At 59.3% G+C, this 20130-nt stretch carries 19 protein-coding genes; 12 read left to right on the top strand and 7 right to left on the bottom strand.

Annotated features, from left to right (window positions below; all coding sequences use genetic code 11):
* Positions 1–4 precede the first annotated feature (4 nt).
* Together pgm and PGR10_RS15715 are read left to right on the top strand one after the other, a co-directional pair.
* Complete coding sequence (pgm, locus tag PGR10_RS15720) at positions 5–1645, top strand: phosphoglucomutase (alpha-D-glucose-1,6-bisphosphate-dependent) (protein WP_087860223.1); 1641 nt, start codon at positions 5–7, stop codon at positions 1643–1645.
* A gap of 54 nt (positions 1646–1699) precedes the next feature.
* Positions 1700–2116 (top strand): arginine:ornithine antiporter, encoded by a 417-nt coding sequence (locus PGR10_RS15715; protein ID WP_430923750.1) that lies wholly within the window; start codon positions 1700–1702, stop codon positions 2114–2116.
* Between the two features lie 2 nt (positions 2117–2118).
* Here the strand turns inward: PGR10_RS15715 and kdpE are convergent, their stop codons facing one another.
* From kdpE to kdpF, 6 genes are read right to left on the bottom strand one after another with little or no spacing between them, the layout of a single operon-like run.
* Positions 2119–2796 (bottom strand): two-component system response regulator KdpE, encoded by a 678-nt coding sequence (kdpE, locus tag PGR10_RS15710; protein ID WP_047049246.1) that lies wholly within the window; start codon positions 2794–2796, stop codon positions 2119–2121.
* Entirely contained in the window at positions 2793–5480 is a 2688-nt protein-coding gene (gene kdpD, locus PGR10_RS15705; protein WP_087860220.1) for a two-component system sensor histidine kinase KdpD, read from the bottom strand. The genes kdpE and kdpD overlap by 4 nt, the downstream gene beginning before the upstream one ends.
* A gap of 3 nt (positions 5481–5483) precedes the next feature.
* Positions 5484–6056, bottom strand: a complete 573-nt coding sequence (gene kdpC, locus PGR10_RS15700; protein ID WP_430917158.1) for a potassium-transporting ATPase subunit KdpC — start codon at positions 6054–6056, stop codon at positions 5484–5486.
* A gap of 10 nt (positions 6057–6066) precedes the next feature.
* The gene (gene kdpB, locus PGR10_RS15695; protein ID WP_015704756.1) at positions 6067–8115 is read right to left on the bottom strand and encodes a potassium-transporting ATPase subunit KdpB; all 2049 of its coding nucleotides are present in this window, start codon (positions 8113–8115) and stop codon (positions 6067–6069) included.
* 20 nt (positions 8116–8135) lie between these two features.
* Positions 8136–9815: a potassium-transporting ATPase subunit KdpA gene (gene kdpA, locus PGR10_RS15690; protein ID WP_113373866.1), complete on the bottom strand. Its 1680-nt coding sequence runs from the start codon at positions 9813–9815 to the stop codon at positions 8136–8138.
* On the bottom strand, positions 9815–9904 hold the full coding sequence (gene kdpF / locus PGR10_RS15685; RefSeq protein WP_020079348.1) for a K(+)-transporting ATPase subunit F: 90 nt from the start codon (positions 9902–9904) through the stop codon (positions 9815–9817). Before kdpF ends, kdpA begins: the two co-directional genes overlap by 1 nt.
* 313 nt (positions 9905–10217) lie before the next feature.
* Here kdpF and PGR10_RS15680 point away from each other — a divergent pair, with 313 nt between their 5' ends.
* Both PGR10_RS15680 and phrB read left to right on the top strand, forming a co-directional pair.
* On the top strand, positions 10218–10424 hold the full coding sequence (locus PGR10_RS15680; protein ID WP_015367687.1) for a DUF2517 family protein: 207 nt from the start codon (positions 10218–10220) through the stop codon (positions 10422–10424).
* 178 nt (positions 10425–10602) lie between these two features.
* Positions 10603–12012, top strand: a complete 1410-nt coding sequence (phrB, locus tag PGR10_RS15675) for a deoxyribodipyrimidine photo-lyase (RefSeq protein ID WP_430923749.1) — start codon at positions 10603–10605, stop codon at positions 12010–12012.
* Between the two features lie 3 nt (positions 12013–12015).
* Here the strand turns inward: phrB and dtpD are convergent, their stop codons facing one another.
* Positions 12016–13494 carry a dipeptide permease DtpD gene (gene dtpD, locus PGR10_RS15670; protein ID WP_087860216.1) on the bottom strand — a complete coding sequence of 493 codons (1479 nt, stop codon included), beginning with the start codon at positions 13492–13494 and terminating at the stop codon, positions 12016–12018.
* Positions 13495–13762: 268 nt separating this feature from the next.
* Between dtpD and ybgI the strand changes: the two genes are divergently transcribed.
* From ybgI to nei, 8 genes are all read left to right on the top strand, one after another.
* The gene (ybgI, locus tag PGR10_RS15665; RefSeq protein WP_032707631.1) at positions 13763–14506 is read left to right on the top strand and encodes a radiation resistance protein YbgI; all 744 of its coding nucleotides are present in this window, start codon (positions 13763–13765) and stop codon (positions 14504–14506) included.
* Positions 14507–14520: 14 nt separating this feature from the next.
* Positions 14521–15177 (top strand): 5-oxoprolinase subunit PxpB, encoded by a 657-nt coding sequence (gene pxpB, locus PGR10_RS15660; RefSeq protein ID WP_430923860.1) that lies wholly within the window; start codon positions 14521–14523, stop codon positions 15175–15177.
* Entirely contained in the window at positions 15171–16103 is a 933-nt protein-coding gene (gene pxpC, locus PGR10_RS15655) for a 5-oxoprolinase subunit PxpC (protein WP_430923748.1), read from the top strand. Before pxpB ends, pxpC begins: the two co-directional genes overlap by 7 nt.
* Complete coding sequence (gene pxpA / locus PGR10_RS15650; protein ID WP_087860213.1) at positions 16093–16836, top strand: 5-oxoprolinase subunit PxpA; 744 nt, start codon at positions 16093–16095, stop codon at positions 16834–16836. The genes pxpC and pxpA overlap by 11 nt, the downstream gene beginning before the upstream one ends.
* Before the next feature lie 73 nt (positions 16837–16909).
* Positions 16910–17635 carry a DUF969 domain-containing protein gene (locus PGR10_RS15645; protein ID WP_015704763.1) on the top strand — a complete coding sequence of 242 codons (726 nt, stop codon included), beginning with the start codon at positions 16910–16912 and terminating at the stop codon, positions 17633–17635.
* Positions 17632–18627 carry a DUF979 domain-containing protein gene (locus PGR10_RS15640; protein WP_430923747.1) on the top strand — a complete coding sequence of 332 codons (996 nt, stop codon included), beginning with the start codon at positions 17632–17634 and terminating at the stop codon, positions 18625–18627. The genes PGR10_RS15645 and PGR10_RS15640 overlap by 4 nt, the downstream gene beginning before the upstream one ends.
* Before the next feature lie 9 nt (positions 18628–18636).
* Complete coding sequence (gene pcp / locus PGR10_RS15635) at positions 18637–19281, top strand: pyroglutamyl-peptidase I (RefSeq protein ID WP_430923746.1); 645 nt, start codon at positions 18637–18639, stop codon at positions 19279–19281.
* Positions 19282–19296: 15 nt separating this feature from the next.
* Positions 19297–20088, top strand: a complete 792-nt coding sequence (gene nei, locus PGR10_RS15630; RefSeq protein WP_430923745.1) for an endonuclease VIII — start codon at positions 19297–19299, stop codon at positions 20086–20088.
* The last annotated feature ends 42 nt before the right edge of the window (positions 20089–20130 follow it).

Here is a 20130-nt window from a genome sequence, read left to right as displayed (position 1 = left end):
GGCAATGGCAATCGATAAACGTGCGGGTCAGCCGGCACAACAGAGTGATTTGATTAACGTCGCCCAGCTGACCGCTCAGTACTATGTGCTGAAGCCGGAAGCGGGCAATGCGGAGCATGCGGTTAAATTCGGCACCTCCGGCCATCGCGGTAGCGCAGGGCGCCACAATTTCAATGAGCAGCATATTCTGGCGATTGCGCAGGCGATTGCGGAAAACCGCGCGAAAAACGGCATCACCGGCCCGTGCTACGTGGGTAAGGATACCCACGCTTTATCCGAACCGGCCTTCATTTCCGTGCTGGAAGTGCTGGCGGCAAACGGTGTTGATGTGATCGTTCAGGAAAACAACGGCTTCACCCCGACGCCGGCGGTTTCCAACGCGATTCTGGTGCATAACAAAAAAGGCGGGCCGCTGGCGGATGGTATTGTCATTACCCCGTCGCACAACCCGCCGGAAGATGGCGGTATTAAGTACAACCCGCCAAACGGCGGCCCGGCTGATACTAACGTGACTAAAGTGGTAGAGAACCGCGCTAATGAACTGCTGGCTGCTGGTCTGCAGGGCGTGAAACGTATTTCTCTCGACGCCGCGCTGGCTTCCGGCCACGTGAAAGAGCAGGACCTGGTACAGCCGTTTATTGAAGGGCTGGCGGATATCGTCGATATGGCGGCTATCCAGAAAGCGGGCCTGAAACTGGGCGTCGACCCGCTGGGCGGTTCGGGTATCGAATACTGGAAACGCATCGGCCAGCACTACAAGCTGGATCTGACCATCGTCAACGATCAGGTCGATCAGACGTTCCGCTTTATGCACCTTGATAAAGATGGCGCGATCCGCATGGACTGCTCCTCCGAGTGTGCGATGGCGGGTCTGCTGGCGCTGCGCGATAAGTTCGATCTGGCTTTCGCCAACGATCCGGATTACGACCGTCACGGTATCGTGACCCCGGCTGGCCTGATGAATCCGAACCACTATCTGGCGGTGGCTATCAACTACCTGTTCCAGCATCGTCCGCAGTGGGGCAAAGATGTTGCGGTTGGTAAAACGCTGGTTTCTTCGGCGATGATTGACCGCGTGGTTAACGATCTGGGCCGTAAGCTGGTGGAAGTGCCGGTAGGCTTTAAATGGTTTGTTGACGGTCTGTTCGACGGCAGCTTCGGCTTCGGCGGCGAAGAGAGCGCGGGGGCATCGTTCCTGCGTTTCGACGGCACGCCGTGGTCCACCGATAAAGACGGTATCATCATGTGCCTGCTGGCGGCGGAAATCACCGCGGTGACCGGTAAGAACCCGCAGGAACACTACAACGAGCTGGCGGAACGCTTTGGCGCCCCGAGCTACAACCGTCTGCAGGCATCGGCCACTTCCGCGCAGAAAGCGGCGCTGTCTAAGCTTTCGCCGGAAATGGTGAGCGCCGATACGCTGGCGGGCGATCCGATCACCGCGCGTCTGACCGCGGCGCCGGGCAACGGCGCTTCTATCGGCGGGCTGAAAGTGATGACCGACAACGGCTGGTTCGCGGCCCGTCCGTCAGGCACCGAAGACGCCTACAAAATCTACTGCGAGAGCTTCCTTGGCGAAGAGCATCGCAAGCTAATTGAAAAAGAAGCGGTAGAGATTGTCAGCGAAGTGCTGAAAAACGCCTGATTGTCCTATCAGCATCAGGCCCCCTGCGGGCCTGATTTTTTCGCAAGGAATGCGATGAAATTGCAACGGAAAAACGTATTACTGTTTTGGGGATGGATGGATCTATGTTTCATTCTCGACATAATGTGGTGTAACTTTTCCTTACGCCGAATCCCCATCTATGACGATACCCTGGCATTTGTGCAATTGCTGGACTCTATCGACCCCGCGCTAGCCTGGCAATTCCCGGTAAGCATCTTGCTTGTTCTTAGTATTCCGCTGTCGATGATCCTGTTTTTTAAACAAAGCCGCTATGCCACCGCGGCGATGTGGATACAAGCGCCGTTCCGTTTGTTTTTTGTGATGCCTTCGCTCTTCGTGGGGGTATGGCTCCTAAACAAAATGCAAATTGGTAATGTCATATTAAATTTATCATTTCTACTGCTTTCTGAAGCGCTAAAAATGTATACCGTGTGGCGGTTCAGGAAATAGCATCAGGGCATAAAACGATAGCCAATCCCGGTTTCGGTCAGCAGATGCTGCGGCCGCGCCGGGTCAACCTCCAGCTTTTGCCGTAAGTGTCCCATATAAATCCGCAAATAGTGACTGTGTTCGACGGCGTTAGGTCCCCATACCTGATTCAGAAGCTGGCGCTGGGTGAGCACTTTGCCCGGATTGTTCAGCAGCGCTGCCAGCAGGCGAAACTCGATGGGCGTCAGGTGAATTTCTTCACTGCCGCGCACGATACGGCGGGCGGGGATGTCGACGCTAATATCGGCAAAACGCACCACCGGCTCATCGGCCTGCGCGCTGCCGTGACGGCGCAGCGCGACGCGTAGCCGCGCCTGCAGTTCGCCTATACCAAACGGTTTACTTAGGTAGTCATCGGCGCCGGCGTCAAGGGCGGCGATCTTGTCATGTTCTTCGCTGCGCGCCGACAGCACGATAATCGGCATCTGGCTCCACTGGCGGACTTCGCGGATAAAATCATTACCGTCGCCGTCCGGCAGGCCAAGATCGAGGATCGCTAAATCCGGTTTGCGGGTGGCGGCTTCGATGAGTCCGCGCTGCAGGGTTTCGGCTTCAAATACGCGCATGCCGTCGGCTTCCAGCGCGGTGCGCAGAAAGCGGCGAATAGCGTGTTCGTCTTCGATGATTAAAACGTTAATCACATTTCCTCGGCTAACTCTTCCAGTTCTGGGGGGGCTTCTCGCGGCAGTGTAACACGGAAACAGGCGCCGCCCTCCGGACGGTTGCTGGCGGTAATGCTGCCGTCGTGCACCTCGACAATGGCCTGGCAAATCGCCAGCCCCAGGCCGACGCCGGGGATGGCCGACTCTTTATTACCGCGGGCGAATTTATCAAAGATAGCCTGTTCCTGGCCTGCCGCGATCCCTGGACCATTATCCCAGACTTCGATGATCAACTGTTGTGTATCCGCTTCGGCATGAATGCCAATCTGCGCCTGTGCGCCGGCGTATTTATGCGCGTTCTCCAGCAGGTTGATCAGCACCCGTTCAAACAGCGGGCCGTCAACGTGGACCAGCAGCAGCGGGTCCGGCAGCGACAGCTGGATGCGCTGGCCGCCAAGCCCAGGCTCCAGCATACGCAGGGCGCTACCGACGATCTCTTCGAGAGTTAACCACTCTTTATGCAAATTAAAACCGCCGGACTGAATACGCGCCATATCCAGTAGATTATTCACCAGCCGGGTGGTGTTGAGCACGTGCTGGCGAATTTCGTTGGCCTGCGGCGCGTGCTTCGACCCTTCGCTGGCCAGATCGAGGGTCAGGATCTCCGCCTGGCCGAACAGGACCGTCAGCGGCGTCCGCAGATCGTGAGAGAGGGCGGCCAGCAGTGAGTTGCGCAGGCTTTCGCGTTCGCTGGTCAAGCGCGCCTGCTCTTCGCTGGCGGTCAGGGTCAGGCGCTCAAGCGCGCTGGCCACCAGCAGGGTAAAGGTTTCCAGCAGTCGCTGTTGTTCGGGGATCATCAGCTGGCGCAGATTTTCCGGTTCGACCAGCAGCAGCCCCCAGGTGCGGGCGGCGCTTTGTAGCGGCAGAATTTGATACGGCACGCCGGGGAGAGTGTCGGTACCGGCCCCGGCTGGCTGACCTTTATCGAAACTCCAGCGGGCAATCGCATCATCCCACGAGAAAACGCCGGATTGCTGGGTCATCGGCTGCAACTGCCCGTTCTCATCAGGCAGCAGTAGTTGGCTGCGGGCCTGAAAGGTGGAAGTAATAAAGCGTTCGCTGGTGGCGGCGATATCTTCACGGCTGCGGCCGACCGCCAGCGCTTTTGACATTTCATACAGATGGCGGGTACGCCGCTCGCGATAACGCGCCACCCGCGCCTGGTATCGCATCCCGGCGGTCAGGTTGCCGATCACCAGACCAACGGTCAGCATCACGCCGAACGTCAGCAGGTACTGAACGTCGGAAACCGCCAGCGTACCGCGTGGGGCGACAAAAAAGAGATCGAAGCTAATCACGTTGATAAAGGTCGCCAGCACCGATGGCCAGCGGCCATACAGCAGGGCGATTATCACCACGCCAAGTAGATAGAGCATCACCAGGTTGGCGGCTTCAAAAGCCATCAGCCACTGCATGGCGACCACGGTGATAATGGCGCACAGCGCCACGGCCAACAGACAACCCTTCAACTGTTGGCGCCATTTATCAATAGCCGTACGATTGTCATTTGCGCGGGCGGGCAGGGAGGCCGGTTTTTCATCCAGCGCGATCACCACCAGATCGAGGTCCGGGGCGCGACGCGCCAGACGGTCGGCAAACCCGGCTCGTTCCCACCAGCGGCGCTCTCCCTGGCGACCAATCACAATTTTGCCGAGGTTGTGCTCGCGAGCGTAATGCAGCACCGCTTTTTCTTCCGATGGGTCGGAGAGCGTCGCGGTTTCGGCGCCTAACTCTTGCGCTAGCTTCAGCGCGGCGAGGATTGCCCGCCGCCTGGCCTCCGGTAGACGGTGCAGCGCGGGCGTTTCTACATAGACCGCGTGCCAGACGCTACCGAGCCTGGCCGCCAGCCGGGCGGCGGCGCGAACCAGTTTTTCGCTGCCAGTATTGTGCCCGATGCACAGCAGAATGGCGTCGCGGGTGTGCCAGACTTTTTCCTGCCCCTGGCGGTCGCGCCAGGCGCGCATTTGTTCATCTACCCGATCGGCGGTACGACGCAGCGCCAGTTCGCGCAGGGCGATCAGATTACCTTTGCGGAAGAAGTTTTCGATGGCGCGTTCGGCCTGGCCGCCGATGTACACCTTGCCCTCATTCAGGCGCTGGCGCAGATCGTCCGGCGGCAAATCCACCAGAACCACATCATCGGCGGCGTCAAAGAAGGGGTCGGGGACGGTTTCGCGTACCTGCACGCCGGTAATACCGCTGACTACATCATTGAGGCTTTCAAGATGCTGGACGTTGACGGTGGTGAAGACGTCGATACCGGCTTCGAGCAGTTCTTCGACGTCCTGCCAGCGCTTTGGGTGGCGCGAACCCGGCGCGTTGCTATGCGCCAGTTCGTCCACCAGGATCAGCGCAGGGCGGCGGGCCAGCGCGGCATCAAGATCAAACTCATGAACGTAGCGTCCGCGGTGGGAAATGCGCTTTTGCGGGAGGGCGCTAAGCCCCTCCAACATGGCGGCGGTATCTTTGCGGCCGTGGGTTTCCGCCACGCCGATCAGAATATCCAGCCCCTGAGCGCGCAGCCGCTGCGCTTCCGCCAGCATTGCCCAGGTTTTGCCCACCCCGGCGCAGGCGCCGAAAAACACCTTCAGCTTGCCGCGATGCGGCGCAGCGGTTTGTTGCAGCAGACGGTCGGGGTCCGGGCGCAGCGGCTCGTCACTCATTGATTAATCCTTTAGGGCATCCAGCGCCATATTCAGTTGCAGTATATTTACCACAGGTTGACCGAGAAAACTGAGCAACGGTTTTTGCGTCGCCTGATCCACTAGCTGTTTCACCTGCGCATCGCTGAGATTGCGCGCTTTGGCGACGCGCGGTACCTGCCACAGCGCCGCGGTTGGGGTCAGGTTATTATCCAGTCCGCTGGCCGACGCGGTAACCAACTCGACCGGCACCGTCGGGCTCGCTTGCGGGTTAGCGGCGCGTAATGCCTGTACCCGTTCGCTTATCGCTTTATCCAGCGCCGGATTGCTGACCGCCAGATTACTGCCGCCGGAGGCCAGCGGATTATCCGCCACCTCTGCCGTCGCGGAAGGGCGGCCGTGGAAATAACCGGCGGCGGTAAAGTTCTGCCCGATCAGAGCGGAGCCGCGCACCTCGCCGTCGAGATGGATCAGCGAGCCGTTAGCCTGCTGCGGGAACCACCACTGCCCTAAGGCGGTAGTCAGTAACGGATACAGGCCGCCGGTGAGCAGGGTTAACAGAATAAATAGCACAAGTGCCGGACGAATCAATGACATGGTAATTTCCTCACACCAGACCGGTCAGGGTCAGCAACAGGTCGATAGCTTTAATACCGACAAAAGGCACGATCAGCCCGCCGAGGCCGTAAACCCACAGGTTGCGGCGCAGCATCGCCGATGCCGACAGCGGACGATAGCTCACGCCCTTCAGCGCTAAAGGGATCAGGCAGACGATAATCAGGGCGTTAAAAATAACCGCGCTCATGATCGCCGAAGAGGGCGAGTGCAGATGCATCACGTTCAGCATCGCCAACTGCGGATAGGCGGCGGCGAAGGCGGCCGGAATAATCGCGAAATACTTGGCGACGTCATTGGCGATACTGAATGTGGTTAACGACCCTCGGGTCATCAGCATCTGTTTACCGATATGCACCACTTCAATCAGTTTGGTCGGGTTCGAGTCGAGATCCACCATGTTGCCCGCCTCTTTCGCTGCCTGGGTGCCGGAGTTCATCGCGACCGCCACATCAGCCTGCGCCAGCGCCGGGGCGTCGTTGGTACCGTCACCGGTCATCGCCACCAGCCGTCCTTCCGACTGATACTGGCGAATCAGCGCCAGCTTGGCTTCCGGCGTCGCTTCGGCAAGAAAATCATCAACCCCCGCTTCGGCGGCGATGGCGGCGGCGGTCAGACGGTTATCACCGGTGATCATCACCGTCTTAATGCCCATTTTGCGCAGCTGGGCGAAACGCTCTTTAATGCCGCCTTTGACGATATCTTTGAGCGAAATAATCCCCAGCACGCGTTCGCCCTCGGCGACGACCAGCGGCGTGGCCCCCTGGCGGGCGACCTCTTCTACCTGCTTATCGACATCGGCCGGGAAGTGGCCGCCGTTAGCTTCGATATGGCGGCGAATCGCGTCCACCGACCCTTTACGGATCATGCGTTGGTCGATGTTAATACCGCTCATACGGGTCTGGGCGGTGAAGGGGACAAATGTGGCGTGCAGCGACTGCAGGTCGCGTTCGCGCAGATTAAAGCGCTGTTTCGCCAGCACCACGATGCTGCGGCCTTCTGGCGTTTCATCCGCCAGCGACGATAGCTGGGCGGCATCGGCCAGCACGCGCTCTTCGACGCCGCGAGCCGGCAGAAAAGCTGAGGCCTGACGGTTGCCGAGGGTGATGGTGCCGGTTTTATCCAGCAGCAGTACGTCGACATCGCCGGCGGCTTCCACCGCGCGCCCGCTGGTGGCGATAACGTTGGCGCCGAGCATTCGGCTCATCCCGGCGACGCCGATAGCGGAGAGCAGGCCGCCGATGGTGGTTGGGATAAGGCATACCAGCAGCGCCACCAGTACGGTCACGCTAACCGCATTACCGCTCCACGCCGAGAAGGGCCAGATGGTGGCAGTGGCCAGCAGGAACACCAGCGTCAGGGCGATCAACAGGATCGTCAATGCGATTTCGTTCGGCGTTTTACGGCGCTGCGCGCCTTCAACCATGGCGATCATCCGGTCGAGGAAGGTTTCACCCGGATTGACGCTGCAGCGGATCACCAGCCAGTCAGAGAGGATCCGGGTGCCGCCGGTGACCGAGGCGAAATCGCCGCCGGACTCGCGGATAACCGGCGCGGATTCCCCAGTGATGGCGCTTTCATCTACCGAAGCGCCGCCTTCGATCACTTCGCCGTCGCAGGGGATAATGTCGCCGGCTTCCACCAGTACGATATCGCCTTTGCGTAACTCTTCCGCTGGGACGTGATCCATCGGGGCATCGTGCTGCGGCGCGCGCAGCTTACGGGCGAAAGCGGTTTTTTTCACCCCTTTCAGGCTGTTGGCCTGCGCTTTGCTTCGTCCTTCGGCCATCGCTTCGGCGAAGTTGGCGAACAGCACGGTAAACCACAACCACAGACTCACGGCTGCGGTAAAGCCGGCGTGACCCGTAAGATATCCCCCGGCCATGGCCATCGCCAGCAGGGTGGTCAGCACGCTGCCAATCCAGACGATAAACATCACCGGGTTACGCCACTGCACCGAAGGGCTGAGTTTTTTCACGGCATCCAGCAGCGCCTGACGCACCAGCGTCGGCTCCAGCAGGGCTAATTGTTTGCGACTCATAACAGGCTGCTCCGCATCGCTTAAAGTAAAGAGAAGTGTTCCGCCACCGGGCCGAGCGCCAGTGCGGGGATAAAGGTGAGGGCGCCGACCAGCAGGACGGTACCGATCAGCAGGCCGATAAACAGCGCATCGTGGGTGGCGAGCGTGCCGGAACTGGCGGGCTGAATTTTCTTGTTCACCAGCGACCCGGCAATCGCCATCACCGGGACGATCACCCCGAAGCGGCCCACCAGCATGCAGAACGCCAGCAGCAGGTTCCAGAAGGTCGTGCCGGCGCTTAAGCCGCCGAAGGCGCTGCCGTTGTTGTTGGCCGCCGAGGTGACCGCGTACAACACTTCGCTAAAGCCGTGCGGGCCCGGATTCAACATGGCGCTGCGACCGGCTTCGGTCATCATCGCCAACGCGGTGCCGAGCAGTACCAGCGTCGGGGTCACCAGAATCGCCAGCGCGATCATTTTCATTTCGCGCACGTCGATTTTCTTGCCGAGATATTCCGGCGTGCGGCCAATCATCAGCCCGGCGATAAATACCGCCAGCATGACGAACAGCAGCATGCCGTACAGCCCGGAGCCCACGCCGCCGAAGACCACCTCGCCAATTTGCATCAGCCACATCGGCACCATGCCGCCCAGCGCGGTGAAGGAATCATGCATCGCGTTGACCGCGCCGCAGGAGGCGGCGGTAGTGACTACCGCAAACAGGCTGCTGGCGAGAATGCCAAAGCGGCTCTCTTTCCCTTCCATATTCAGGCTGCTGTCGGCGCCAAGGCTGAGCAGGTGCGGATTTCCGCGAGTTTCCGCCCACATCACCACCGCCACGCAGACCACGAAAATCAGCGCCATTGCCCACAGGATTGCGCGTCCCTGACGGCGATCGCCGACCGCTTCGCCAAAGGCAAAACACAGCGCCGCCGGGATCAGGAAGATCGCCAGCATCTGCACCAGGTTGGTTAACGCCGTCGGGTTCTCAAACGGATGCGATGAGTTGGCGTTAAAGAAGCCGCCGCCGTTGGTACCGAGCATTTTGATCGCTTCCTGCGAGGCGACCGGTCCCATCGGCAGCCACTGGCGAACGCCTTCCAGGCTGGTGAACGGCTGATAAGCCTGCAGGTTCTGCGGCACGCCCTGTTGCACAAAGAACAGCGCGATCAGCAGAGAAAGAGGCAGTAGCAGCCACAGCGTAATGCGGGTCAGGTCGACCCAGGCGTTGCCGAGGGTGCTGACTTTCTGTCGCGCCCAGGCGCGGGTCAGCACGAAGATAACCGCAATACCGGTCGCGGCCGACAGGAAGTTTTGCACCGCCAGACCTACCATCTGGCTGAGATAGCTCATGGTGGTTTCCCCGGCGTAGGCCTGCCAGTTGGTGTTGCTGACGAAGCTTACCGCGGTATTCAACGCTAAATCCCAGGACAGATTGGGGAAGTGCTGCGGATTGAACGGCAGCCAACCCTGACACATCAGCAGCGCCATCAGCGCCGCGAGACCAATCGCGTTAAACAGCACAATGGCGATCAAGTACTGCCGCCAGTCCATCTCCTGGCTGCGAATCCCCGCCAGCCGCCAGATACCGCGCTCAACGCCGGCAAGCCCCGGGAGCGGGAGGTCGTTGATCATTCGCGCCAGCAGCGAACCGAGCGGCCGCGCCAGTACCAGCAGTACCAGCAGGAAGCTGGCGATAAGTAAGAACCCTTGCGCGGCCATCAGAACGCCTCCGCATGTATCAGGGCATAGACCAGATACGCCAGCAGCAGGAATACCAGCGTTACGCCAGCAATGATGCCTGTAGTCACTTTCCACCTCCGGGTGTGTCTCTTATTGATATACCGAGAGGGTAGGAATTTCGGCGCAAAGATTTCGCAAAAATCGCCGCGGGCGGTGTAAAAAAAGTATAAAAATGGCTAAAGGCACAATTTAACTAATGGTTAGTATTAATTTAACTTTTTTGTAACTCAGTTACGCCGTGAATGTAAATTAAGTATAAATAAGTGCTTTTTAGTGGTCGGATGAGTAGTAAAATTACAACCAGCGCGGTACTATTTGTGCAGACAAACATTGTGACATTTACCGGCGCTGCTTGCCGGCCTGACAAAGGGGAGAGAAATTATGGCGTTGTACAAAGCTTATCCTGCTCACATTATCCTGATGCGTCGCGCTTTCGCCGTCGTGGCCGGGGTTGCTGCGCTGCCGGTGATGCTGTTCTGGAAAGATCGCGCCCGTTACTACAGCTGGCTGCATCGCGTATGGGCGAAAACCAGTGAACAGCCGGTATGGATGGCGCAGGCGGAAAAAGCCGCGCACGACTTCTACTAATCCGCGTTGCTGCGACGAATATAAAAACCGCCGGTTGACGACCGGCGGTTTTTTTTCGTCCGCTGTCTACACTTAGCTTTCACGCGCCGTGGCAGAATTGGCAGGTGCTTATTTTGTCGCAGCGCGCTATTTTGCCGGCCTGAGTGATGAGTTTTGCTTACGGAGAGTGAGGAGTTTTATGGCCACCCATCTGGTCTGGTTTCGCATGGATTTACGCCTACACGATAATCTGGCGCTGGCCGCCGCCTGCCGCGACCCGCAGGCGCGGGTGCTGGCGCTCTATATCGCCACGCCAGAGCAGTGGCGCCAGCATCATATGGCGTCGCGCCAGGCGGCCTTTATCGCCAGCCATTTACGCAGTCTGCACGCGGCATTAGCGGAACGCGGTATTCCGCTGCTGGTAGAAGAGGCGGACGATTTCGCCGCCAGCATCGAGTTGCTGACGCGCTTCTGTAAACAGCACCAGGTGAGCCATCTATTTTATAACTATCAGTATGAGTTTAATGAGCGCCGGCGCGACGCCGACGTCGAGAAAACCCTGACAGAAGTTACCTGCCAGGGGTTTGACGACAGCGTACTGTTGCCGCCGGGCAGCGTGATGACCGGCAACCGTGAGATGTATAAAGTCTTTACGCCGTTTAAAAATGCGTTTATCCGCCGCCTGCGTGAAGGGCTGCCGGAGTGCGTGGCGGCGCCGAAAGCACGCCAGTCAGCCGCCGGGCAGGCGCCGCCGCTGCCTGAGATCAACTATCCGCAAACGGCATTTGACACCGATCTGTTCGCGGCGGATGAAAAAACGGCGCTGGCTCGATTGCGCGCGTTTTGCCAGCAGCCGGCGGCGGATTACGATCAGCAGCGCGATTTCCCGGCAATAGAAGGAACCAGCAGGCTATCGCCGTGTCTCGCGATAGGCGTACTGTCGCCGCGCCAGTGCCTGCATCGCTTGTTACGGGAGCAGCCCGGCGCGCTGGATGGCGAAGCGGGCGCAAGCTGGCTGAACGAGCTTATCTGGCGCGAGTTCTATCGTCATCTGATGGTTTACTACCCGAAACTGTGTAAAGGCCGGCCGTTTGTCGCCTGGACCGACAAGGTCGCCTGGCGCAGCAATGAGGATGAACTGCGGGCCTGGCAACAGGGGCAAACCGGTTTCCCCATCGTCGATGCCGCCATGCGGCAGCTTAACGCCACCGGCTGGATGCACAATCGCCTGCGGATGATTGTCGCCAGCTTCCTGGCGAAAGACCTTCGTCTCGACTGGCGGCACGGAGAGCGCTATTTCATGAGTCAGCTGATCGACGGCGATTTGGCGGCCAACAACGGCGGCTGGCAGTGGGCGGCCTCGACCGGTACCGATGCAGCCCCTTATTTTCGTATTTTCAATCCGACGACCCAGGGGGAGAAGTTTGATAAGCAGGGCGAGTTTATTCGCCGCTGGCTGCCGGAACTGGCTGAAGTACCAGAGAAAGCGCTGCATCAGCCGTGGCTGTGGGCGGATAAACAGGGGGTAGCGCTGAGGTATCCGCGCCCGCTGGTTGACCATAAGCAGGCGCGGCTGGAGACGCTGGCGGCCTGGGAAGCCGCCAGATAGTTTTTATTCTACCGCCAGTTGGCGGGTTTTGACCTTCACGGAGTGATACAGCCAGATGACCAGCACCAGGCCGACGCAGGCCAGCGCGCCCCAGGTGATCTGGCTGAAGACGTCGATGTAGGCTTCAATCGAATAGTTAACCGCGCCCGCGGCATCAAACGACGCCTGCGATGTCTGGTCGGCGATGACGCCGGCCAGATAGTTGGCGATCGCCCCGGAAAGCAGCATATAGATACCGGTCAGCACTCCGGTGACGCCGGGGATTTCGATCCGGGTGATTTGCGACATCGCTACCGGGTCGATAAACAGTTCGGCGAAACCCATCACCGCCAGCCCTAGAACCATTAGCGGCATGGAGGAGTGGCCATACGCGGCCGACCAGCGGGCGCTTAAGGTCAGAATGCAGAACCCGGCGCTCATTAGCCCGAGACCGAGGGCGAATTTCCCCCAGATACGCACGGTACGGTTGCCCTTGATGTTTTCTTTGACCAGCCATGCCAGCACCATACCGCAGAGCATTACCGCGAAGGCGTTAACCGACTGGAACATCGCGGTTGGTACTTCATAGCTCATGACGTGGCGGTTCACGAAACGGTCGATATAGAGGCTGATGGAGCTGCCGCCCTGCTGGGCAAAGGCCCAGAACAGCAGGCTAAAACCGGTGAGGACGATAATCAGACGCAGCTCTTTACGCTGTTTGTCGTTCTCCGCGCGCAGGTAAATACGCGCCAGTACCGCCAGGCCAATCACCGTCGCGACGATCAGCGCATACACCGACCACTCCTGCCAGAACAGCACGGTAATCAACAGCGGCGTCGCCACCAGCAATACCAGCAGCCAGCCCCAGTTCGGCAGGAGGAAGGTCCGCGCGCGCAGCGCCTCGCGGTTAACGCCGGTGGTATGGCGGAAGTGGCGACCGCCGCAGAGGAAGATCACCAGACCGGCAATCATACCGACTGCCGCCAGCGCAAAGCCCATCGCCCAGCTGTACTCTTCCTGCACGTAGCCGCAGGCGATAGGCGCGATGATCGAACCAATATTTCCCGCGGCGTACATCAGCGAGAAGCCGCCATCGCGGCGCGGATCGGTCGGCTCATACAGTTCGCCAAGCAGGCAGCTGACGTTGGATTTAAACAGCCCGTAACCGCAAACGATAATCGCCAGCGATAAATAGAGGAAGGTGGGGGCGACTTCGCTGGCGCCGAGCACCAGATGGCCGATAGCCATGAGTAGCGCGCCGAGCATCACCGCCATGCGGTTGCCGAGCAGTTTGTCGGCGAGGAAGCCGCCGAGAATAGGGGTGACATAGACCAGGGAGCAGTAGGCGCTAAACAGGGTATAGGCGTGATTATCGTCGTACTTGAGCTGGTTGGTGAGGTACAGGATTAACAGCGCCCGCATGCCGTAAAAACTGAAGTATTCCCAAATTTGCAGCGCAACGACGTAGTAAATCGCCCGTGGCTGTGAAGTTTGTCTGTTCATGTAACGTTCATTTCCTGGCCGTAAAACGAAAGTCGATCTTTCTGCATGAATAGCGTTTGTCTGGTGTTATTCATGGCCTAAATGGCTTTCTGGTTATTTAATATGCTTTATAAGTGCATAAATATACACTAATGCGCGGTGAGGGGAAGAGGCAATTTGGGCGATTATGCGAATGGCTGAAATGGACCCTTTGGCGTCGCTATCGACGACTCGGGCGGATGTGGTTATGTTATAGGTTTGTACAAACAGATTTTCTGATGGAGCGGCAATGAAAAATAGCGAACTGGAACAATTAATTAACGAAAAACTGAATAGCGCGGCCATCAGTGATTACGCCCCGAATGGCCTGCAGGTGGAAGGGCGGGAGACGGTGCGGAAAATCGTCACCGGCGTCACCGCCAGCCAGGCGCTGCTCGATGAAGCCGTGCGTCTGCAGGCGGATGCGGTGATTGTGCATCACGGTTACTTCTGGAAAGGCGAATCGCCGGTGATCCGCGGCATGAAGCGCAATCGCCTGAAAACGCTGTTGGCCAACGATATCAATCTTTATGGCTGGCATTTACCGCTGGATGCGCATCCGGAGCTGGGCAATAACGCCCAACTGGCGCAGCTGCTGGGGATCAATGTGATGGGGGAAATCGAACCATTGGTGCCCTGGGGCGAGCTGTCTATGCCGGTATCCGGGCTGGAACTGGCATCGTGGATTGAAGCGCGATTAGGGCGTAAACCGCTGTGGTGCGGCGATACCGGGCCGGACAAAGTTACCCGCGTCGCCTGGTGTACCGGCGGCGGCCAGAGCTTTATCGATAGCGCGGCCCGCTTTGGCGTCGATGCCTTTATTACCGGTGAAGTGTCTGAGCAGACCATCCATTCCGCTCGTGAGCAGGGGTTGCATTTTTATGCCGCCGGCCATCATGCCACCGAGCGTGGCGGTATTCGCGCCCTGAGCGAGTGGTTGACGGAAAATACCGACCTGGACGTCACCTTCATTGATATCCCTAACCCGGCCTGATGAGAGAGAAAAAAGTGCAGCGAGCGCGTTGTTATCTATTAGGTGAAACGGCGGTGGTCCTGGAGCTTGAGCCTCCGGTGACCCTGGAGAGCCAAAAACGTATCTGGGGCCTGACGCAGCGGTTAACCGATCGCGAAGAGGTGATTGAAGTGATCCCGGGGATGAACAACATCACCGTTGTGCTGCGTCGTCCGCAGGAGATGGCGTGGGAGGCGATTGACAAGCTGCAGTGCTGGTGGGAAGAGAGCGATACGTTGGAGCCGGAATCCCGTGAGATAAGTATCCCGGTTATCTATGGCGGTGAAGCGGGGCCAGATCTTGGCGACGTCGCGCGCCATAGCGGGTTGAGCGAAAAACAGGTGGTCGAACTGCACTCTTCGGTGGAGTATGTGGTGTGGTTTCTGGGGTTCCAGCCGGGATTTCCGTACTTTGGCGGCCTGCCGGAGCAGTTGGCCATGCCGCGTCGCGCCGAGCCGCGCGTACTGGTACCGGCGGGATCCGTCGGTATCGGCGGATCGCAAACCGGTATTTATCCGCTGGCGACGCCGGGCGGCTGGCAGCTGCTGGGGCGCACGCCGCTGGCATTATTCGATCCAAAGCGTGAAGAACCGGTGCTACTACGTTCTGGCGATCGCGTACGCTTTGTGCCGCAGAAGGAGGGGGTATGTTGAAATTTATCCGCGCCGGCATGTACACCTCGGTACAGGATGGCGGCCGGGAAGGCCAGCGGCAGTGGGGGATTAGCCGCTGCGGCGCGCTGGATAAACCGGCGATGACCATTGCCAATCTGCTGGTAGGCAATGCGCCGGAGGCGGCGGCGCTGGAAATTACGCTGGGTCAGATCGATGTGCAGTTTACCCGCCACTGCTGGTTCGCGTTGACCGGCGCCGCCTGTGAAGCGACGCTCGACGGCGCGCCGGTCTGGCTGGGCTGGCGAATGGAAGCAAAGGCCGGACAGCGGCTGGTGCTGAAAAATCCTCAGCATGGGATCCGCAGCTACCTGGCGGTGGCGGGCGGCATCGACGTACCTGAAGTTTTAGGTTCCCGCTCTACCGATCTGAAAGTTGGCATCGGCGGAATCGAAGGGCGCCGATTGCAGGATGGCGATCAATTGAAGATTGGGAAATCCTCCCGCCGCTTTAGCGTCTCGTGCGGCGTTAAACAGCTACCGACCGGTAATATCATTCGTGCGCTGCCGGGGCCGGAGTATCACGAATTCGACAGCGTGTCGCAGGAGTCGTTCTGGCGTTCGCCGTGGCGGCTTAGCCCGCAGAGCAACCGTATGGGCTACCGCCTGCAGGGTCAGCCGCTCAAGCGCACAACCGACCGTGAAATGCTCTCCCATGGCCTACTGCCTGGGGTGGTACAGGTGCCGCATAACGGCCAGCCGATCGTATTGATGAACGATGCGCAGACCACCGGCGGCTATCCGCGTATAGCCTGCATTATTGAAGCCGATATGTACCAACTGGCGCAAATTCCGCTGGGTCAGCCGATCCATTTCGTCCCCTGTTCGCTGGAAGAAGCGCTGAAAGCGCGCGCCGACCAGCAGCGTTACCTTGAACAACTGGCCTGGAGATTGAGCGATGAAAATTGATTTAAATGCCGACCTCGGTGAAGGCTGCGCCAGCGATAGCGCGCTGCTGCAGCTGGTCTCTTCCGCCAATATCGCCTGCGGCTTTCACGCCGGCGATGCGCTGCTTATGCAGCAGTGCGTGCGCGAGGCGCTGAAAAACGGCGTCGCTATTGGCGCACACCCGAGCTTCCCGGACCGGGAAAATTTCGGTCGAACCGCAATGCAGTTACCGCCAGAAACGGTCTACGCCCAGGTGCTGTACCAAATTGGCGCGCTGGCGGCGATTGTGCATGCCCAGGGCGGCGAGCTGCGGCACGTCAAACCGCATGGCATGTTGTACAACCAGGCGGCGAAAGAGCCACCGCTGGCCGATGCCATCGCCCGTGCGGTGCGCGATGCCGACGCCGGGTTGGTGCTGGTCGGGCTGGCGGGGAGCGAGCTTATTCGCGCCGGACAGCATTATCAGCTGACGACGCGTCAGGAAGTCTTCGCCGATCGCGGTTATCTCGCTGACGGTAGCCTGGTGCCGCGCAGCCAGCCGGGCGCGCTGATTGAGAGCGAAGAGCAGGCGCTGGCGCAAACGCTGGAAATGGTGCAGCACAACCGGGTGCGCAGCCTGAGCGGCGAATGGGCGCATGTGAAGGCGGAAACGGTCTGCCTGCATGGCGATGGCGCTCATGCGCTCGATTTCGCCCGACGCTTGCGCGCTGCTTTCGCAGGGCGCAATATCGACGTCAGCGCGGACATCGATTAATCGTCCGCCTTAGTATTTTAATAATAATTAAATCAAATAACTAACAACACTCACAACTGAACAGGACGTTATTATGCAAGAGGCGATATCCCTCTGGCCGCTGATCGGCATTGCCGTGATTGTGGTCGGTTTTGTATTACGCTTTAACCCGGTGCTGGTGGTGATTATCTCCGGGATCGTCACCGGCGTGGCGGCGCATATGCCAATAGCCACTATTCTGGAGAAACTGGGCGAGGGCTTCCTTAATACCCGTAATCTGCCGTTTATTCTGCTGTTGCCGCTGGCGGTGATCGGGCTGCTGGAGCGCCATGGTCTGAAAGAGCGGGCGCAGGCGTGGATCGCGAAGATCCATAGCGCGACCGCCGGACGTCTGCTGATCGTCTATCTGTTTGTGCGCGAAGCCACCGCCGCCCTGGGCTTGACCAGCCTCGGCGGACATCCGCAAATGGTGCGCCCGCTGCTGGCGCCGATGGCGGAGGGGGCGGCGGAAAAGCGCTTTGGCCCGCTGCCGGGTCATGTGCGCTACCGCCTGCGTGCGATGTCGGCGGCGACCGACAACGTTGGCCTGTTCTTCGGTGAAGATATTTTTGTCGCCTTTGGCGCGATCATCTTCATGCACAACTTTATGCTGGAGTCGGGCGGGATCCAGACGGAACCGTTGCATATTGCCCTGTGGGGGATCCCGACGGCTATCTGCGCCTTTCTGATCCACGCCGCGCGCCTGTGGCGCCTCGATCGCCATCTCCAGCGCGAGTTGGACCGCGTTAACGCCGGGCAGGCGAAAGGCGGTGCGGCATGAACTTCCAACAAACGTATTTATACTGGCTGGCCGGCGCGGTACTGCTGGTCGTGGCTATCATGTCCTGGCGCGACAAAAGCAATCCGCGGCGCCTGACAACCGGCCTGTTCTGGGGCCTGTACGGGCTGGTGTTCTTGCTCGGCGACTGGACGTATCAACTGGTGGGCGATAAGCGTACGGTGAACATCGCCGTCGGCGGCTTGGTGGTTGTACTGGCGTTAATCGCTGGTTTTGGCGGCGTGCGCCTCGGCAGCTACCATCAGCGTACCCAGGAAGAGAAAACCGCCAGCGCGAAACGCCTCGGCAACAAACTTTTCTACCCGGCGCTGGCGATTCCGGTCGTCACCGTTATTGGCGTTCTGCTGTTTAACAATCTGCCTTCATGGCAGGTGGCGCTCTTCGGGCCGGGCAACCACGCGACGCTGATTACCCTGTTCTCGATGACCGTCGGTACGCTGATTGGCCTGGCGATGGCGATTCGTATGACGCATGAAACGGTGGCGCAACCGATGCAGGAAGCGCGCCGTTTGCTGGATTCCGTCGGCTGGGCCTTTATCCTGCCGCAAATCCTCGCGGTGCTGGGGCTGCTATTTACCGCGGCGGGCGTCGGAACCAGCATTTCATGGCTGACCGAGCACTATCTGGCGGTAGATAACCGCTTTATCGCCGTGGCCGTGTACGCCATCGGCATGGCGGTGCTGACGATGGTGATGGGCAACGCCTTTGCCGCTTTCCCGATCGTGACCGCCGGGGTTGGCATTCCGATTTTAGTCCTGCAGCACGGCGGCAATCCGGCGGTGATGGCGGCGATTGGTATGTTTTCCGGCTACTGCGGTACGCTGATGACGCCGATGGCGGCGAACTTTAATATCGTGCCGGCGGCGCTGCTCGAACTGCCGGATAAAAACGCGGTGATTAAAGCCCAGGTACCGACCGGTATCCCGCTGCTGATCGTCAACGTATTCTTACTCTATTTCCTGATGTTCCTGTAAGGAGGGATGATGGCTGGCGTATTAATTACCGGTTTTGAGCCGTTCGGCGGCGAAACGATTAACCCTTCATGGGAAGTGGTTAAGCAGCTTGATGGCGTGATGATTCGCGGGCAGCAGGTGGTGGCTAAACAGTTACCCTGCGTGTTCGGCGAGGCGCTGACGGCGCTGAAGGCCGCGCTGGAAACCTATCAACCGCAGCTAACGATTGCCGTCGGGCAGGCCGGAGGCCGTGTCGATATTACCGTCGAACGTGTGGCTATCAACGTCGATGATGCGCGGATCCCCGACAATAAAGGCCAGCAGCCGATCGATGAGCCGATCGTCGCTGACGGCCCCGCGGCATGCTTCAGTACGCTACCGATCAAAGCGATCGTTAGCGCGTTGCGCCAGCAGGGGATCCCGGCCTCGGTGTCGCAAACCGCGGGCACTTTTGTCTGCAATCACGTGATGTATGGCTTGCTGCATCAGTTGCAGGGCAAAGCCGGGCAGAAGGGCGGTTTTATCCATATTCCGTATCTGCCTGAACAGGCGGCGGCTCATCCGGGGCAGGCGAGTATGTCGGTCGAGACGGTACGCGCGGCGCTGGAAACGGCGATTGCCGTCGCTCTTGAACAGGATGACGACGTCAAAATTGGCGGCGGCGCCACGCACTAACAGAAGGACGATACTATGCCTGAAGGCCCGGAGATCCGCCGCGCGGCGGATAACCTGGAGGCGGCTATCAAAGGCGAACCGTTAACCGAAGCCTGGTTCGCCTTTCCACAGTTGCAACCCTATCAAAGCCAGCTGATTGGCCAACGGGTGACCCATATCGCCACCCGCGGCAAGGCCCTGTTAACCCACTTCTCCGGCGGATTGACGCTGTATAGCCATAACCAGCTGTATGGGGTCTGGCGCGTGGTGGATGCTGGCATTGAGCCGCAATCGAACCGCGTACTGCGCGTCAGACTGCAGACCGCACGCAAGGCGATTTTGCTCTATAGCGCCTCGGAGATTGAGATGCTGACGGCGCAACAGCTGGCCGATCATCCGTTTTTACAACGGGTCGGGCCGGATGTGCTGGATATGACGTTAACCGCCGGGCAGGTCAGAGAGCGCCTGCTGTCGGCGAAATTCCGCAATCGCCAGTTTTCCGGCCTGTTGCTGGACCAGGCGTTTCTCGCCGGGCTCGGTAACTATCTGCGGGTGGAGATCCTGTGGCAGGTAGGGCTGACCGGGCAGCATAAGGCCGCCGAGCTCAATGACACGCAGCTCGATGCGCTGGCGCACGCGCTGCTGGATATCCCGCGCCTTTCTTACCGCACCCGCGGCCAGGTGGATGAAAACAAACATCATGGCGCGCTATTCCGCTTTAAGGTTTTCCATCGCGAGGGTGAGGCCTGCGAACGTTGCGGCAGTATCATTGAGAAAACCATGCTGTCATCGCGACCCTTTTACTGGTGCCCTGGCTGCCAGCACTAACGCCAGTTGTTGAGTGATTCAAATTTTTTTGTACGCTTAAAT

This window comes from Klebsiella sp. 141198 (genome assembly GCF_050600785.1).
GTDB lineage: Bacteria > Pseudomonadota > Gammaproteobacteria > Enterobacterales > Enterobacteriaceae > Klebsiella > Klebsiella aerogenes.
Note: the sequence above shows the minus strand (reverse complement) of the source record. Positions and strands in the feature narration are given on the sequence as shown.